The organism is Methylobacterium sp. XJLW (assembly GCF_003254375.1).
In the GTDB taxonomy this organism is placed as follows: Bacteria; Pseudomonadota; Alphaproteobacteria; order Rhizobiales; family Beijerinckiaceae; genus Methylobacterium; species Methylobacterium fujisawaense.
On sequence record NZ_CP016429.1, the window covers coordinates 6,176,277 to 6,192,881 of the forward strand.

The following is a 16,605-nucleotide window of genomic DNA, read 5'->3' on the forward strand; positions in this document are numbered from 1 at the left end:
ACGTCCAGGCTCGCCATGACCACTCACAAGACGAAGGTCCTCATCATCGGGGCCGGACCGGCCGGCTACACCGCGGGCATCTACGCCGCCCGGGCCAACATGAAGCCCATCCTGGTGACGGGCATCCAGCCCGGCGGCCAGCTGACGATCACCACGGACGTGGAGAATTATCCGGGCTTCGCGACCGCCGTTCAGGGGCCCGACCTGATGGAGCAGATGCGCCTGCAGGCCGAGCACGTCGGTACCCGGATCCTCTCCGACACCATCGTGTCGGTCGACTTGTCTCAGCGCCCCTTCGTGGCCAAGGGGGATGGCGGCGACACCTACGTCGCCGATACCCTGATCGCCGCCACGGGCGCCCAGGCCCGCTGGCTCGGCCTGCCCTCCGAGATCGAGTTCAACGGGGCAGGCGTGTCGGCCTGCGCGACGTGCGACGGGTTCTTCTATCGCGGCAAGGAGGTCGTCGTGATTGGCGGCGGCAACACCGCCGTCGAGGAAGCCCTGTACCTCGCCAACCTGGCCTCGAAGGTCACCGTCATCCACAGGCGCGACCGCTTCAGGGCGGAGCCGATCCTGCAGGATCGGCTGTTCGCCCATCCGAAGATCGCGGTCATCTGGAACCATGTGGTCGAGGAGGTCCTCGGCCGAAGGGAGCCGGTGAAGGCCGTCACCGGCGTGCGGTTGCGCGACACCGGCAGCGGCGCCACGCGGGACGTGCCTGCAGACGGCCTTTTCGTCGCCATCGGTCACGACCCGGCGACGAAGCTCTTCGCTGGCCAACTCGAACTGCTGGAGGGCGGCTACATCAAGATCGTGCCGGGCACGACGCGGACCAGCGTCGAGGGCGTCTACGCCGCCGGCGATTGCGCCGAGTTCGTCTACCGGCAGGCGGTGGTCGCCGCCGGCATGGGCTGCATGGCGGCACTCGAGGCGGAGAAATTCCTCGCCGAGCACTCCCCGGACCCGAAGGTCAGGACCGAGGAGTTGCAGGAGCCGGAGATGATCGGCGCCTACGACTAGGCGAGCGGACGCGCGCCCTGCATCCAGCGCCGCACTGACGTGGCGGCGCCGGGCTTCGACGCGCTGGAGGTCACGACCCTGGCGCGCGCATGGCCCGGCGGCCCCATCCTCTGGCTCTTGCCCCAGGGTACCAGCCCGTCCTTTCTTGCCTGGAGCGGCCTCAAAACGCTCCTCGGCACCGCGCAAGCCGACCTTTACGGCTCGAAGCGTTCCCGGAACGGCGTGCCTCGCCTCCACGACACCGACAGGTCCCCGAGGACCGAACTTGGCCGGAGGCGGTCAGTCCGCCTCGGCCGTCGGGTGTGGGTAAGCGGACGTTCTGCGGGCGTCGGAAGAAGGTCTCGAAGCGATCCGAGGCCGCTCGCCCAGATCGCCAACCTGGAGATCCGCAATGCGGACGCGGTGCTCGAGACCGACATCCGCGTGCCGGGTGAAGTCCCCGACGGCAAGCCTCCGCCGGACATCCACGCGCCGATCGTCCCCGAACGCACCGCGATCGAGGCGAAACGTTCGCCAGCTATTGCATAGCTAGCGCCCGCGCTGGGGCAGAGAACGCGACAGCCGATCCCTTCAAAAATGATACTAAACATCTAAATTGAACATGGTCGCGGCGCACTGAGGATCCGGGGATGCCGAGAGTTTCGCAGGAGCAGGCCAAACTCAACCGCCAGCGTGTGGTCGAGGTCGCGGCGACCCTGTTTCGTGAGCGGGGGCTCCATGGCGTCGGCGTCGCCGATATCATGGGTGCCGCGGGGCTCACCCATGGCGGTTTCTATGGCCAATTCGCCAACAAGGACGCGCTGGCGGCCGAAGCCTTCGAGACCGCGCTGACCGACAATGGACGGGGACAGTTGGACAGCCTCGTGTCCAACTATCTGTCGATCGCCCATGTGCGCGCCCCCGGGATGGGCTGTCCCGTCGCTGCGCTCGCCAACGACGTCGCACGGGAAGCCCCGGACAGCCCGGTCCGATCCCGCTTCACGCGAGGCGTGCGCGGGATGGTGGACCTGATGGCGGCCCTCGTGCCCAAGACGCCGAAACAGAAGAGGCGGCAGCGTGCGCTGTCCTCGCTCGCGACGCTGGTCGGTGCCGTCGTCCTGGCTCGCGCGGTCGACGACGAAGCGCTGGCCGAGGAGATACTGGGGGCAGCTCGCGTCTCGCTGGGTGCCGAAGTGTCCGAACGGGATACGGCGGCGGGACCCTCCAACAGCGGATAGGGGCGCGCCTCCGCGGCGACAGGGCACGCTTTCCCCTTGTCATTATAGATTATGATCATAATCTATATGGGGAGCGGTTGCGACGCAGGCCGCGTCGGAAGGAGACCATCGTGCAGCAGAGCGAAACCAGGATCGCGGTCGTGACAGGGGCCGCTTCGGGCATCGGCCTCGAGACAGCGAGAGCTTTGAAGGCCGCGGGCTACCGGGTGTTCGGCACAAGCCGAACGGTCGATCGTGTCGTGGAAGGCGGCATCACGATGCTGCCCTGCGACATCACCTCGGACGCTTCGGTCGCGGGTGCTGTCGAGGCGATCTTCGCCCGGACGGGGCGGATCGATGTGCTGGTCAACAACGCCGGCTTCGGCATCAGCGGCGGCGCGGAGGAATCCACCACCGCGCAGGCGCAGGCCCTGTTCGACGTCAACCTGTTCGGCGCCATCCGCATGACCCGCGCGGTCCTGCCCCTAATGCGGGCAAGCGGTGGCGGTCGCATCGTCAACATCAGCTCAGCCTTCGGGCTCGTCCCGGCCCCGTACATGGCGCTCTACGCCGCGAGCAAGCATGCGCTCGAAGGCTATTCCGAATCCCTCGACCACGAGGTCAGGACCCAGGGCATCCGGGTCGTCCTCGTCGAGCCCGCCTATACCCGCACGGCCTTCGACCGGAACCTCGTCACGCCGGATGCGCCGCTCGCCGTCTACGACGCCGCGCGCGCCGGCCAGGAGCGGCTGATGCGCGACGTCATGGTGGTTGCCGACGCGCCGGGGATGGTGGCCGAGAGGGTCGTGACGGCGGCGACCGCGGCGGTACCGAAGAGCCGGTACACCGCCGGCAAGATGGCCCGGCGGGTCAGCCTGCTGCGTCGTTTCGTGCCCGCAAGCGCCTTCGATAAAAGCTTTCGCAAGCAGATGCGGCTCCCGCAATGACAGGGGGAGCACCTCCGCTCGGACGGCAGCGCGCGGTGCCGCCGGACAGGGCGGGCGAGACGGCGCTCTTCGCCGCCGGCAAGGGCTGACGGGCGGCGCCGGAGGCCGAGACATTCCTCGCCAGCCGCACGATCGGCGAGAGCCCGGTCCAGGCCGGCGCAGCGGAATGCCGGCGGCACCGGCCGCGGCGCTTCGCCCGCAGCGCCCACCATTTCAACAACTTCCCGCCTTCGCCGCTTGCGTCGCATCATGCGCTGTGTGCATAGGAGTGCTGACTGCGCCGGGATGCACCGATTGCATGCCCGCGCGGTGCCGCGATCGGTCATCCGCCCTCGGCGCCGCGCAGTTCGCCCGGTGATCTGCCCGCCGCCTCGTGCCCATCCTGACCCGGGCGCGACCCGCGGGCGCGCGCTGGTAGGGGTTCTTGCCTTGGACTGGGATAAGATCCGGATCTTCCTCAACGTCGCGGAGGCGGGGAGCTTCACCAAGGCGGGTGACGATATCGGGCTCAGCCAATCGGCGGTGAGCCGCCAGATCAGCGCCTTGGAGCGCGAGCTGAAGGCGCCTCTGTTCCACCGCCATGCCCGCGGCCTGCTGCTGACCGAACAGGGCGATCTCCTGTTCCGCGCCGCCCGGGACATGAAGCTGCGCCTGGAGAATACCCGCGCCCGGCTCGTGGAAACCTCCGAGCGTCCGACCGGCGATCTCAAGGTCACCACCACGGTGGGCCTCGGCACCTCCTGGCTGTCGCAGCGGGTGGGCGAGTTTCTCGACCTCTACCCGGACGTGCGCATCGAGCTGATCCTCACCAACGAGGAACTCGATCTCGCCATGCGCGAGGCCGATGTGGCGATCCGCATGCGGCGGCCGGCCCAGCCGGACCTGATCCAGCGTCGGCTGTTCACCGTGCACTACCATGCCTTCGCGAGCCCGGATTACGTCAAGCGCTTCGGTGAGCCCAAGACCATCGAAGAACTCGACGATCATCGCCTCGTCTCGTTCGGCGGAAACGAGCCGTCGTACCTGCTCGCGGCCCACTGGCTGGCGGATGCCGGCCGCGATGGCCGGGACCGGCGTCAGGTCCACCTGACCGTGAACAACATCGGCGCCCTCCAGCGCGCGATGGAGGCGGGAGCCGGGATCGGGATTCTGCCCGACTACGCGGTGGATGGCGGCCAGCAGCTCGTGCAGGTGCTGCGCGAGACCGAGATGCCGAGCCTCGAGAGCTACCTCGTCTATGCCGAGGAGATGCGCTCGGTCGCCCGGGTCCAGGCGTTCCGCGACTTCCTGGTCTCCAAGGCGCAGCGCTGGACCTACTGAGCATCCGATGCTTGAGTCGCGTCTTCTCACGGAGACGATTCGATGCGCGCTGCCCTCTACGCTCTGATCCTCGTCGCGGGTTCGACCAACGCGATGGCGGATGACTGCGCGGAAGCTTGGTACCAGCGCAACCTGATCTACAAGCAGGCCGGCTATTGTTTCAGCACGCCACGGGCGATCCGGACCTTCGGCAATACCGATTGCCGGTACGACGCCATGGACCGCATACCGCTCTCGCGCCAGGAACAGGCGACGGTGGCGGAGCTGCAGGCCTTCGAGCGCGCCCATGGCTGCCCGCGCTAGCGTGCGCGCCGCCGCAGTGGACGCCGATACCGCGTACAGACGCGTGACGACAAAGAACTGAAGCCCCGCCCGGTGGGGCGAGGCTCGGGCGGGTTTGCCTCGGCGGGTGTCGCCGAGCAGCCCCTCACACGAACAGCCGTTCGCCTTCGAGGCCCTTGTAGAGGCTGGCGACCTGCTCGCCGTAGCCGTTGTAAATCAGCGTCGGCACCCGCTGGTCGGTCCCCAGAACCCGCTCCGTGGCCTGGCTCCAGCGCGGATGCGGCACGGCCGGGTTCACGTTGGCCCAGAAGCCGTACTCGGAGGCCTGCAGCCCCTCCCAGAAGGTCTTCGGCCGGTCGGCGGTGAAAGAGATCTTCACCAGCGACTTGGCCGACTTGAACCCGTATTTCCACGGCACCGCGACGCGGATCGGCGCCCCGAACTGGTTGGGCAGCGGCTTGCCGTAGACCCCCGTCACCATGAAGGCGAGGTCGTTGCCGGCCTCGGCCAATGTCAGGCCCTCCGTGTAGGGCCAGGGATAGAAGAAGGCCCGCTGGCCGGGGGCCATCGCCTTGTCCATGAAGGTCTCGAAGCGGATGTACTTCGCGCCCGAGGCGGGCTTGGCGAGCGCCACGAGCTTCGCCAGCGGGAAGCCTGTCCAGGGCACCGCCATGGACCACGCCTCGACGCAGCGGTGGCGGTAGAGCCGCTCCTCCAGACCCACCTTCCGGATCAGGTCGTCGACGCCGATCTCGAACGGCTTCTCCACGAGGCCGTCGATCTTCAGGGTCCAGGGTTGCGTCTTGAGGGCGTTGGCTGCCGGTAGCACGGTCTTCGACGTGCCGAACTCGTAGAAATTGTTGTAGTCGGCGCTGAAGCGCTCGGGCGTCAGGGGCCGGTCGAGGGTGTAGGCCGGGTTCTGGGGCGCCGGATAGAGCGACGGGTCGCCTGCGGCCGCCAGGGCCTGACGGGGGCCGAGGAGCGAGCCGGCCGCGAGCCCGGCCGCACCGCCGATCAGGGCCCGCCGGTTGATGAAGACGGCCTCCGGCGTCGCCAGATGCTCCGGAATCTCCCAACCGCGCTTGCGCTTGATCAACATGGCCGTCTCCTTGGATGTCCTGCGCGCACAACCCACAGATCGGCCGCAGCCGACAGGGGCGCAAGCGCCGCAGCCTCACCTTTCGGCGACCCGCATCCCGGCGTTACGCCGCAGGTGAGCGGCACCTGGACGCAGGCGGGCGCTCGACGATCGGCCGAGCTCAGGCCGGCGGAGTCTCGTCGCGGAGCATCCGCCGCAGCACCTTGCCGACATTGGTCTTGGGCAGCGTCTCGTGGAACACCACGCGGCGGGGCACCTTGTAGCCGGTGAGCTGGGTGCGCGCATACGCCCGCAGGGCCTCGGGGGAGACCGACGGATCCTTCAGGACCACGTGGGCCACCACCATCTCGCCGGTTTCCTCGCTCGGTGCGCCGACCACCGCGCATTCGAGCACGGCGGGGTGGGCCGCCAGGACGTCCTCGACCTCGTTGGGATAGACGTTGAAGCCGGAGACCAGGATCATGTCCTTCATCCGGTCGACGATCCGGATCTGGCCGTCCGCCTGCAGGATCGCCACGTCGCCCGTCCGGAAGAACCCGTCCGCCGTCATCGCCCGGGCCGTCTCCTCCGGTCGGTTCCAGTAGCCGCGCATCACCTGCGGGCCGCGCACGCAGATCTCGCCGGGCTGCCCGATCGGGACCGGTTCGCCGGCGACGTCGCGGATCGAGACCTCGGTGGAGGGCAGCGGGTAGCCGATCGTGCCGGAGAAATCCCGCATCCCGTGCGGATTGACGCACACGACCGGGGAGGTCTCGGACAGGCCGTAGCCCTCGATGATCGTGTTGCCGGTCAGCGCCTTCCAGCGCTCGGCGACCGCCCGCTGCACGGCGGTCCCGCCGCCGACCACGAAGTCGAGGTTGGCGAAATCCACCGTGCCGATCTTCGGGTGGTTGATCAGCACGTTGAACAGGGTGTTCACGCCCATCAGGTGGGTGAAGCGGGTGCGGCTCAGCGTCTTGACCATGCCGTCGCAATCGCGCGGATTGGGGATCAGGAGGCAGGATCCGCCGCTGCGCATGAACTGGAAGAAGCACGCCGTGAGCGCGAAGATGTGGTAGAGCGGCAGGGCCGTGACCACGCAGCGCGGGACGCTCGGATCCTTCGAGTTGAACCAGAGCTGCGACTGCTCGACATTCGCCATGATGTTGCGGTGGCTCAGCATCGCCGCCTTGGCGATGCCCGTGGTGCCGCCGGTATATTGCAGGAAGGCGAGGTCCTCCGGTTCGACCCGGACCGTCGCCCGCGGCATCGACCGGCCCCGGCGCAGGACGGTGGCGAAGGGGATCGCGAGGCCCTCCGGAAGGCGGAACGGCGGCACGGCCTTGCGCACATGCCGGCTGGCGAGCGTGATCACGTGGCCCTTGAGCCCGAGCCCGTCGCCCGGGCCCACGAGGACGACCCGCTCCAGGGCGACGTCCGGCAGGGCTGCCGCGACCGTGGCGCCGAAATTCTCCAGGACGATCAGGATCCGCGCACCGGAATCGTTGATCTGCTGCGCGCATTCCCGGGGTGTGTAGAGAGGGTTGGTGTTGACCACCGTCCCGCCCGCAAGGAGAACGCCGAAGATCGCGACCGCATAGGCCGGGACGTTCGGCAGCATGATCGCAACACGGTCGCCCTTTGCCAGCCCCTGTCCGCGCAGCCAGGCCGCGAGGTCGCGCGCCTGCTGGCCGAGGGTCGCGTAGGTCATGGTCGAGCCGAAGCACAGCATCGCCGGCCGGTCGGCGAAGGCGGCCATGCTGGATTCGAACAGGCCGACCAGGGTCCCGAGGGCCGCGACGTCGATCTCCGCCGGAACCCGGGACGGGTAGGAGGCCAGCCAGGGGCGGTCGGAGGACCCGCCGCTTGGCGTGGCCGGCGACGCGCCGGCCGTAGCGGCTTGAGCGCCGTGCTCGATCACGTTCGCCTCGTGCATCGCGATGCCTCCCGCGGGCCCGACTCTCGGTGGCCGGGTCTCGCTACGCCTGTCGCGCAGACTCTGCGGGAACGGAGGCCGGCCCGCAAGGCAGGGGGCTCAGACGCCCCGACGATGCCGGCGCAATGTCGCCAGAGCGGTGTGGGGCAGAGCAGCGGCGATCAGCAGGCCCGCGGCGAGCGCGGCCTCCTCCGGTCGCATCGCCCGGCGCGGCCAGGGGCCGACGCCTAGGTCGCCAGCGAGGCCGATCAGGATCGCGCCGAACCACAGGGCCAGGAAGGCGAGCGCTCCGAATCCGATCCGGCGCAGGCGCGGCCGCAGGGGGCGGTTGGCCGCGACCGCGAACAGCCCGAGGACGCCGCCGAACAGCAGGGCACCCACAGCGGCGCCGAGTCCGAAAGCCAGCCACAGGGGCTGATGCGTGAGGAACGCCATGCCGCCGGTGGCGAAGGCAGCGCGCAGGATGAGGCCGCCGAAGGTGGGATAGAGCCCGGCGGCGAGAAGGGCGGCCGCCCCCGCGAGGCCGAATAGGACCCGGCGCGGGACGGAGGCGGGACCCGGCTCCGCCGCCACGCGCGCGAGATGCCCCAGCCCGTAGACCAGCGCGAAGGCGAAGAGCGGGTAGCGGCCGATGAAGTAGCCGAAGATCCAGGGCTCGAGGGCCTCCGGCACGAAACCACGCTGGCTCAGGCCGGTGACGGCGACGAGCGCCAGGGCGGCCAGCATGGCGAGAATCGGCCCGACGGCTGCCAGGAGGAGGCCGCCGACGCGGCCTCCGGACGTCCCGTCACCCGGATCGGCCCGATCGCGCGCGGCGTTGGCGTGTGCGGCCATGCTGAGATTGCCCGGACCGGCGCGCGGCGTCTGGACCGCCGCGGCCGCCTTAGCGGGCCTCGTAATGGTCGCGAATCAGCCGGTCGAGGAGGCGCACGCCCCAGCCCGCGCCCCAGCTGCGGTTGATCTCGCTGGCGTTCGACGACATCGCCACGCCCGCGATGTCAAGATGCGCCCACGGCACGTCCTCGACATAGCGCTTGATGAACGAGGCCGCAGTGGCGGCGCCGCCGTGACGGCCGCCGGTGTTCTTCATGTCGGCGAACTTGGAATCGATCGCCTTGTCGTAGGCCGGGATCAGCGGCATCCGCCAGACCTTCTCGCCCGTCGCCTCGCCGGCGGCGTGGATGTTGCCCGCCAGCGTGTCGTCGTTGGAGAACATGCCGGCGATGTCCTGGCCCAGCGCCACGATGATCGCGCCCGTCAGCGTCGCGAGGTCGACCAGCGCCTTCGGCTTGGTGCTGCGAATGACGTGGGTGATCACGTCGGCCAGCACCAACCGGCCCTCGGCGTCGGTGTTGATCACCTCGATGGTCTGGCCGGACATGGAGGTCAGGATGTCGGAGGGGCGGTAGGAGCCGCCATCCGGCATGTTCTCCACGATGCCGATGGCGCCGACCACGTTGCAGCGCGCCTTGCGCGCGGCGAGGGCATGCAGGGCACCGACCACGGCGGCCGCGCCGCCCATGTCGCCCTTCATGTCCTCCATGCCGCCGCCGGGCTTGATCGAGACGCCGCCGGAATCGAACACGACGCCCTTGCCGATGAGGGCCACGGGCGGCTCCGCCGCGGGGCCGCCGTTCCAGCGCATGATCACGATCCGCGGCTCGCGGGCCGAGCCCTGCGCCACCGCGAGCAGCGCGCCCATGCCGAGTTCCCGCATCCGGGCCGGCTCCAGCACCTCGATCTCGACGCCGAGCTTGGCGAGTTCCGAGGCGCGGCGGGCGAATTCCGCCGGGAAGAGCACGTTCGGCGGCTCGTTCACGAGGTCGCGCGCCAGGATCACGCCGTCGGACAGGCTCCGGGCGCCCTCGCCCTCGCGGGCGGCCGCGCCGTGATCGGCGAGCAGCAGGGTCAGCGCGGTGACGGACTTGTCGTCGGCGTCGGGCTTCTTCTTGGTCTTGTAGCGGTCGAACGCGTAGGTCCGCAGGCGCGCGCCGAGGGCGAACTCGCCGGCCTGCGTCGCCGTGACCGTCGTGCCGGGCCAGTCGAGCACGACCCGGGCGGTCCGCCCCGCCACCTTGCCGGCGGTGAAGCCGCCGAGCGCCGGCCAGTCGGTCTTGGCCCGATCCTTCTCGGAGCCGAGGCCCACGACCACGAGGCGGTCGGCGCCGACGCCCGAAGGGGCCGGCAGCGTCAGGGCGCTGAGCGCGCGGCCCTTGAACTTCTCGGAGGCCGCGGCGCGGGCCACCAGATCCGCCCCGGAGGCGCCGAGCGCTTCCCGGGCCGCCGATCCGAGCGACAGGTCGTCGCCGACGAAGACCACGAGATCGCCGGATCCGCCGGGGCCCTGGCCGCTCTGCTCCAGGGGACCGAAACCGATCTCGATACCGTCCGCCATACCCGTCGCCCTGCCCGTTATCCCGGAGCCGTACTACGTACCCGCGCGCCGAGGCGCGGGCCATCCGCTCTGTGTAGCCGCTGAGACGGAGAACGCAACGCGGCGTGACAGCCCTGGAATCGCCCCTTTTGTCGGGTCCCTGCCGCTCCGAGGGCGCAAGAGGATGGGACCATCATGCCGGATTTGAAGGATCCGGCACGGCGGGCTCGAGCTTTGGATTCGCATCGTCTTTGCCCGAAAGCCGGCACCACCTTTCGGGACGATGCTGAAGCGGGACTGCCGGGCCGATGAGGCAGATCGAGCGCTACATCTTTCGGATCGCCCTGGGCGCCACCCTCGCCTGCCTGATCGGGCTGACGGGCACGATCTGGCTGACGCAGGCCCTGCGCGAGCTCGACCTCGTGACCGCCAAGGGCCAGACATTGCTGGTCTTCCTCTTCGTCACGGGCCTGTCCCTGCCGACCCTCGTGGTGGTGATCGCCCCCGTCGCCCTGTTCATCGGCACGATCTACGCCCTCAACAAGTTGAACGGCGATTCCGAGCTGATCGTCATGTCGGCGGCCGGGATGCCGCCCCGCTCGCTCCTGCGCCCCTTCCTGACACTGGCGCTGTTCGTCAGCTTCCTGGTGGGATTCCTGGTGGTGGTGGTGATGCCCGCGAGCTTCCAGGAGCTGCGCGACGTGATCACCCGGGTCCGCGGCGACTTCATCGCGAACGTCGTCAAGGAGGGGCAGTTCACCCAGCTCGACAACGGCATCACCTTCCACTTCCGCGAGCGCGGCCCGGGGGGCACCCTGAAGGGGCTGTTCATCCAGGACCGGCGTGAAGCCGGGAAGACGAAGGTCTACCTCGCCGAGCGCGGCAACGCGGCCGACGTCGAGGGACAGAGCTATCTGATCCTGGAGAACGGCAGCGTCCATCAGCAGCAGAAGGATTCCCGCGATTCGTCGATCCTGACCTTCGAGCGCTACACGATCGACCTCGCCGCCTTCGCGCCCCCGGATTCCGACACGATCTACAAGCCCCGGGAGCGATCGACGGCGCAGCTCCTGTTCCCCGACACGACCGAAGGCTACTACAAGCTGCAGAAGGGCCGGTTCCGGGCGGAGCTGCACGACCGGCTTTCCGCATGTCTCTACCCGCTGGCCCTGGTCTTCATCGCCTTCGCAGCGCTGGGCGACCCACGCACGACACGGCAGGGGCGCGGCGTCGCGGTCGCCGGGGCGATCCTCGCCGTGGTGGCCCTGCGCATCGGTGGCTTCGCGGCGGTCAGCGCCGCCGCGCGCAGCCCGGCGGCCGTGGGGGCGGTCTACGGCGTGCCGCTTCTGGCGATCGTCCTGTCGAGCCTCCTGATCTTCTTCGGACCGCGGGTGCGCGCATTCAACGCCGTCCTGGCCCGCTTCGTGCGCGGCCTGTTCCGCGGCCCGCGCCTGGCGCCGGCGGCCTGAACCCGATGATGCTGATCGGCCCCACCCTCGGGCGGTATTTCGCCGCCCGGTTCCTCCGCACGGTGCTCGGCGTGTTCGTCACCGTGTTCGCCCTGGTCTACACCCTGGACTTCGTCGAGCTCCTCCGCCGCGCTGGCGAGGCCCAGGGCGCCTCCGCGGGGCTGATGGCGCAGCTCTCGCTCTATCGCACCCCCGCGGTGGCCGAGGGCGTCCTGCCTTTCGCGATCCTGTTCGGCTCCATGGCGGCCCTGCTCCAGCTCTCGCGCAAGCTGGAACTGGTGGTCGCGCGGGCAGCCGGGATCTCGGCGTGGCAGTTCCTGCAGCCCGGCTTCTTCGTGGCCCTCACCCTCGGTGCGCTGGCCGTCGGCGTCTACAACCCGGTCTCGGCGCTGCTGAAACAGCGCTCCACCGAGATCGAGGCGAAGATCTTCGCCAAATCCACCAAGGCGAGTTCGGGCAAGGACCTCTGGATCCGCCAGAAGGGCCTCGACGGCGAGGCGATCCTCCGCGCCGAGACCGCCATCGAGGGCACGACCACCCTCGCCGGCGTGTCGGTCTTCACCTTCGACGCGGCCGGCAAGTTCGCCGAGCAGCTCGTCGCGGCCCGCGCCACGCTGCACGACGGCTACTGGGAACTCTCCGATGTGCGCGTTCTCACACCGGACACGCCCCCTGAGTCGTTCGACACCTACCTGATCGCCTCGAACCTCGACCCCGCACAGGTGCGTCAGGGGTTCACGCCCCCCGAATCTGTGCCTTTCTGGCAACTTCCCACAACGATCGCGCGGACCGAGCGGGCCGGTTTGGACGCCACCCGATACCGGCTCCAGTACGATGTCCTGTGGGCAAGGCCGGTGCTGTTCGTGGCCATGGTCATCGTCGCCGCAACCGTTTCCTTACGGTTCTTCCGCTTTGGTGGTGTCGGAAAACTCGTGCTCGGTGGCGTCGCGGCCGGCTTCGCTCTCTACGTGGTCCGACAGGTCATGGAGGGGCTCGGGGCGTCCGGACTCGTCGCCGCACCGGTGGCGGCCTGGTTCCCGGCCGTGGTAGGCAGTCTTCTCGGTACGCTCACGCTTCTGTACCAGGAAGACGGCTGACTTCCGCGAGCCTTCGCGGGACGGGAGACGGGTGTTGAGGTTGGTGGCGGCAGACGTCACAGGGGTTGGGACGCGCGTTGCGTAAGGTCGCCGACATCCTGCGGAAGGCTGGTTTCCGAGCTGTGCTGGCGCTCGCCGCGCCGCTGGCGGGGGGCCTGTCCGCCCATGCCCAGGGCCTGCCCGCCGTGACGGCCGGCAAGCCCGGCGACAAGCTCCTCGTCGAGGCCGACGAGCTGATCTACGACAACGACCACGGCACCGTGACGGCGCGGGGCAACGCCGAGCTGCATTACGGTCCGCGGACCCTGCAGGCCGACCGCGTGCGCTACGACCGGACTTCCGGCCGGGTCTTCGCCGAGGGCAATGTCCGCCTCACCGAGGCCGATGGCGGCGTTGTGACCGGCGCGCGCATGGAGCTCACCGACGACTTCAAGACCGGCTTCGTGGATGCCTTCCGCGGCCAGCAGACCGTCCAGCGCAAGTTCGAGACCGTGCGCACCCGGTTCTCTGCGCCCCGGGCCGAGCGCCTGAACGGCGAGCAGACGAGCTTCGAGTCCGGCAGCTACACGGCCTGCGAGCCGTGCAAGGACAACCCTGAGACGCCGCCGCTGTGGCAGATCAAGGCGAAGAAGATCATCCACGACAACGAGACCCACACGGTCTACTTCGACGACTCGACGCTCGAGATCGCCGGGATCCCGGTGGCCTACCTGCCGTATTTCGAGGCGCCGGATCCGACGGTGAAGCGCAAGACCGGCTTCCTGACGCCACGCTTCATCACGACGACCGCCCTCGGCAACGGCGTGTCGCTTCCCTACTTCATCAATCTGGCACCGAACTACGATCTGACGGTGACGCCGACGCTGCTCAGCCGGCAGGGCCTGCTCGCGCAGGGCGAGTTCCGCCAGCGGATCGACAACGGCTTCTACAACATCCGCCTGTCGGGCATCTCGCAGACGACGCCCTCGGCCTTCCTGCCGAGCCCCCTCGGCGCCGGCGAGCGCGATTTCCGCGGCTCGGTGGAGTCGCAGGGCCGGTTCTACATCAACCCGCGCTGGCGTACGGGCTGGGACCTCGTCGGCGTCACCGACAAGTGGTTCCTCGACAATTACCGGATCCGCAACCAGAACATCACCACGGACTATTTCCGTGAGGCGACCTCGACGGCGTACCTGATCGGCCAGGGCGACCGCTCGTGGTTCGAGGCGCGGGGCTACTACTTCAAGGGCCTGTCGAGCTTCGACTGGCAGAAGCAGCAGCCGATCGTCGCCCCGGTCATCGACTACGACAAGCGGGTCAATGGCCCCTCGGAGATCGGCGGCGAGGTGCGCTTCCAGGCGAACATCACCAGCCTGACCCGCGAGACCACGCAGTACCAGGGCCTGCCACGGACCTCGAGCTACCTGTTCTCGCCGAGCGTCAACGGCGTCAGCTTCCCGCTCTACCAGACCTGCACGGTCTTCCAGCGCGGCCTCTGCGCGATCGACGGGCTCGCCGGCACCAACACCCGCGCCTCCGCGGAACTGTCCTGGCGCCGCAGCTTCATCGACGACTGGGGCCAGAAGTTCACGCCGTTCGCGTATCTGCGCACGGACGCGTTCTTCACCAATCCGAGCTTCTCCGGCTACCAGAACGATCTCGCGCCGCAGGTGGCGAAGATCGACGACGGCTTCGCCGGCCGGGTCATGCCGGCGATTGGCCTCGATTACCGCTACCCGTTCGTCGCCAATTTCGGCGCGCTCGGCGTCCACACCCTGGAGCCGATCGGCCAGATCATCGCGCGCCCGTCGGAGACCCGGATCGGCCGCCTGCCGAACGAGGACGCGCAGAGCCTCGTCTTCGACGACACGTCGCTGTTCGAATGGGACAAGTTCTCGGGCTACGACCGGGTCGAAGGCGGCGTGCGCACCAATCTCGGCGGCCAGTACTCCGTCGTGACCCCGTCCGGCTGGTACGCGAACGTGCTGTTCGGCGAGTCCATCCAGCTCGCGGGCGTCAACTCGTTCCGTCGCGGCGACATCGCCAATACCGGCCTGGATTCCGGGCTCGAGACGCAGCGATCGGACTTCGTCGGCCGGTTCCAGGTCTCGCCGAACCAGAACATCACGTTCATCAGCCGTGCCCGGTTCAACCAGGCCGACTTCCACGTGGCGCGGTTCGAGACCGGCGTGACGGCACGATTCGCGCCGTTCGCGCCGCTGACGCTGTCGGCTTTCTATTCCTACTACGAGGCGCAGCCGCTGCTCGGCTACAGCCATTATCGCGAAGGCGTCACGGCGTCCGCGACCTACAACATCACGCCGAACTGGTTCGTGTCGGGCTCGCTGCTCGTCGACCTCACGCACTACCTGGACGTGCGCAACACCTATACGGATGCCCTGAGCTCCTATCTGGCGAACCCGATCGGAACCGTGCCGATCTACCAGAATCCGGGGCGCTTCTATCTCTCGGGGGCGAGCTTCGGCGGCGGCTATCAGGACGAATGCACCACCGTCTCGCTGAACTACATCAATTCCCCGATCGCGACGGCCACCGGCGTCCGCGAGCGCAACCAGACCGTCCTGCTGCGGGTCGAACTCAAGACGCTGGGTGAGGCGGATCTGCGCCAGAACGTCGGCACCGCCACCACCGCGGACGGCATCGCCTCGGTGCGGTAAAGTCCCGCTCTCCGCGTCTGTGGGCCTCAGGATCCGTGGACCTGCGATCTCCGGCGGCTCGGACCCGTGGCGTCGAGGATGCGCCCGCGCCCCGCCGGCGCTATAGACCGCCCATGCCGCCCCTCGCCCTCACCCTCGGAGATCCTGCCGGCATCGGTCCGGAGCTGGCGCTCAGCGCGTGGCTCGGACGGGGCGGCACGGAGCCGCTGCCGCCGTTCTTCCTCGTGGCCGATCCGGACTTCGTCGAGCGCCTCGCCCACCGCCTCGGCCGCCCCGTTCCGGTGGCCGAGGTCGATCCCGAGACCGCCGCCGAGGTGTTCCCGCGCGCCCTCCCGGTGGTGTCGCTGCCGAGCGGCGCCCGCGTCGCCGCCGAGCCGGGCGTGCCCGATTCCGTCAATGCCGGCGCGACCATCGAGTCGATCACGGCGGCGGTGGCGTTCGTGAAGGCCGGACGCGCGAGCGCAGTGGTCACCAACCCCATCGCCAAGTTCGTGCTGACCCGGACGGGGTTCGCCCATCCGGGCCACACCGAGTTCCTGGCCGCCCTCTCGGTGCCGCCCGGCCAGACGCCGCCCAGGCCTGTGATGATGATCTGGAGCCCGGAGCTCTCGGTGGTTCCGGTGACGATCCACGTGCCGCTGAAGGACGTGCCGGCCCTGCTCACCCAGGACCTCGTCGAGGAGACCGCCTTGATCGTCGCCCGGGACCTGCGCGACCGGTTCGGTCTGCCGGAGCCGCGCCTCGTCCTCGCGGGCCTCAACCCGCATGCGGGCGAGGCCGGGACGATCGGCCATGAAGACCGCGACGTCCTCGCCCCCGCGGTGGCGCGGCTGCGGGCACAGGGCATCGACATCCGCGGGCCGCTCCCGGCCGACACCCTGTTCCACGCCCGCGCCCGGACCGCCTACGACGTCGCCCTCGCGCCCACGCACGACCAGGCCCTGATCCCGATCAAGACCATCGCGTTCGACGACGGCGTGAACGTCACCCTCGGCCTGCCCTTCGTGCGGACCTCACCGGACCACGGCACGGCCTTCGATATCGCCGGTCAGGGCATCGCCCGGCCCGACAGCCTCGTGGCGGCTTTGCGCCTCGCTGATCGGCTGGCCGCCAACGCGGCGGTGCGACGCGGTCCGTTGGGCGGTGCCGAAATCATCCCGTTCAGCGTCTATGCCGGGCGGCCGCGATCCCCGGGCGCCCACCACTTCGACGCCGAGGACGAGCTGTGA

14 protein-coding genes are annotated in these 16,605 nt (G+C 69.2%); 10 read left to right on the forward strand and 4 right to left on the reverse strand.

What is annotated here, in order from left to right:
- Positions 1-15: 15 nt before the first annotated feature.
- From trxB to A3862_RS28690, 6 genes are all read left to right on the forward strand, one after another.
- A complete protein-coding gene (gene trxB, locus A3862_RS28670) occupies positions 16-1,020 on the forward strand; it encodes a thioredoxin-disulfide reductase (protein ID WP_043755672.1) in 1,005 nt (334 codons plus the stop codon).
- A gap of 39 nt (positions 1,021-1,059) precedes the next feature.
- Positions 1,060-1,548: a hypothetical protein gene (locus A3862_RS31245; protein WP_043755670.1), complete on the forward strand. Its 489-nt coding sequence runs from the start codon at positions 1,060-1,062 to the stop codon at positions 1,546-1,548.
- 101 nt (positions 1,549-1,649) lie between these two features.
- The gene (locus A3862_RS28675; RefSeq protein ID WP_043755668.1) at positions 1,650-2,237 is read left to right on the forward strand and encodes a TetR/AcrR family transcriptional regulator; all 588 of its coding nucleotides are present in this window, start codon (positions 1,650-1,652) and stop codon (positions 2,235-2,237) included.
- Between the two features lie 110 nt (positions 2,238-2,347).
- Positions 2,348-3,163, forward strand: a complete 816-nt coding sequence (locus tag A3862_RS28680; protein WP_043755666.1) for an oxidoreductase — start codon at positions 2,348-2,350, stop codon at positions 3,161-3,163.
- Between the two features lie 429 nt (positions 3,164-3,592).
- Positions 3,593-4,483 (forward strand): LysR family transcriptional regulator, encoded by an 891-nt coding sequence (locus A3862_RS28685; protein ID WP_043356004.1) that lies wholly within the window; start codon positions 3,593-3,595, stop codon positions 4,481-4,483.
- Positions 4,484-4,525: 42 nt separating this feature from the next.
- On the forward strand, positions 4,526-4,786 hold the full coding sequence (locus A3862_RS28690; RefSeq protein WP_043356002.1) for a YARHG domain-containing protein: 261 nt from the start codon (positions 4,526-4,528) through the stop codon (positions 4,784-4,786).
- Positions 4,787-4,910: 124 nt separating this feature from the next.
- Here A3862_RS28690 and msrP read toward each other — a convergent pair whose 3' ends face one another.
- The 4 genes from msrP to A3862_RS28710 form a co-directional block, all read right to left on the reverse strand.
- On the reverse strand, positions 4,911-5,864 hold the full coding sequence (msrP, locus tag A3862_RS28695) for a protein-methionine-sulfoxide reductase catalytic subunit MsrP (RefSeq protein WP_043755665.1): 954 nt from the start codon (positions 5,862-5,864) through the stop codon (positions 4,911-4,913).
- A 160-nt stretch (positions 5,865-6,024) separates the two neighbouring features.
- Entirely contained in the window at positions 6,025-7,779 is a 1,755-nt protein-coding gene (locus tag A3862_RS28700; RefSeq protein WP_182591982.1) for an AMP-binding protein, read from the reverse strand.
- 99 nt (positions 7,780-7,878) lie between these two features.
- A complete protein-coding gene (locus A3862_RS28705) occupies positions 7,879-8,613 on the reverse strand; it encodes a hypothetical protein (RefSeq protein ID WP_043755663.1) in 735 nt (244 codons plus the stop codon).
- A gap of 49 nt (positions 8,614-8,662) precedes the next feature.
- The gene (locus A3862_RS28710) at positions 8,663-10,174 is read right to left on the reverse strand and encodes a leucyl aminopeptidase (RefSeq protein WP_043755661.1); all 1,512 of its coding nucleotides are present in this window, start codon (positions 10,172-10,174) and stop codon (positions 8,663-8,665) included.
- Between the two features lie 287 nt (positions 10,175-10,461).
- Between A3862_RS28710 and lptF the strand changes: the two genes are divergently transcribed.
- The 4 genes from lptF (at position 10,462) to pdxA (ending at position 16,605) form a co-directional block, all read left to right on the forward strand.
- Positions 10,462-11,622 (forward strand): LPS export ABC transporter permease LptF, encoded by a 1,161-nt coding sequence (lptF, locus tag A3862_RS28715; protein WP_043755659.1) that lies wholly within the window; start codon positions 10,462-10,464, stop codon positions 11,620-11,622.
- Positions 11,623-11,630: 8 nt separating this feature from the next.
- Positions 11,631-12,719 carry an LPS export ABC transporter permease LptG gene (gene lptG / locus A3862_RS28720; protein WP_043760753.1) on the forward strand — a complete coding sequence of 363 codons (1,089 nt, stop codon included), beginning with the start codon at positions 11,631-11,633 and terminating at the stop codon, positions 12,717-12,719.
- Between the two features lie 77 nt (positions 12,720-12,796).
- On the forward strand, positions 12,797-15,376 hold the full coding sequence (locus A3862_RS28725; protein WP_051976088.1) for an LPS-assembly protein LptD: 2,580 nt from the start codon (positions 12,797-12,799) through the stop codon (positions 15,374-15,376).
- Between the two features lie 113 nt (positions 15,377-15,489).
- The gene (gene pdxA, locus A3862_RS28730) at positions 15,490-16,605 is read left to right on the forward strand and encodes a 4-hydroxythreonine-4-phosphate dehydrogenase PdxA (RefSeq protein ID WP_043755657.1); all 1,116 of its coding nucleotides are present in this window, start codon (positions 15,490-15,492) and stop codon (positions 16,603-16,605) included.

Coding starts and splice junctions, on each gene's coding strand:
- trxB (WP_043755672.1), top strand. CDS start 16: ATGACCACTCACAAGACGAAGGTCCTCATCATCGGGGCCGGACCGGCC.
- A3862_RS28675 (WP_043755668.1), top strand. CDS start 1,650: ATGCCGAGAGTTTCGCAGGAGCAGGCCAAACTCAACCGCCAGCGTGTG.
- A3862_RS28690 (WP_043356002.1), top strand. CDS start 4,526: ATGCGCGCTGCCCTCTACGCTCTGATCCTCGTCGCGGGTTCGACCAAC.
- msrP (WP_043755665.1), bottom strand. CDS start 5,864: ATGTTGATCAAGCGCAAGCGCGGTTGGGAGATTCCGGAGCATCTGGCG.
- A3862_RS28700 (WP_182591982.1), bottom strand. CDS start 7,779: ATGCACGAGGCGAACGTGATCGAGCACGGCGCTCAAGCCGCTACGGCC.
- A3862_RS28705 (WP_043755663.1), bottom strand. CDS start 8,613: ATGGCCGCACACGCCAACGCCGCGCGCGATCGGGCCGATCCGGGTGAC.
- A3862_RS28710 (WP_043755661.1), bottom strand. CDS start 10,174: ATGGCGGACGGTATCGAGATCGGTTTCGGTCCCCTGGAGCAGAGCGGC.
- lptF (WP_043755659.1), top strand. CDS start 10,462: ATGAGGCAGATCGAGCGCTACATCTTTCGGATCGCCCTGGGCGCCACC.
- lptG (WP_043760753.1), top strand. CDS start 11,631: ATGCTGATCGGCCCCACCCTCGGGCGGTATTTCGCCGCCCGGTTCCTC.
- pdxA (WP_043755657.1), top strand. CDS start 15,490: ATGCCGCCCCTCGCCCTCACCCTCGGAGATCCTGCCGGCATCGGTCCG.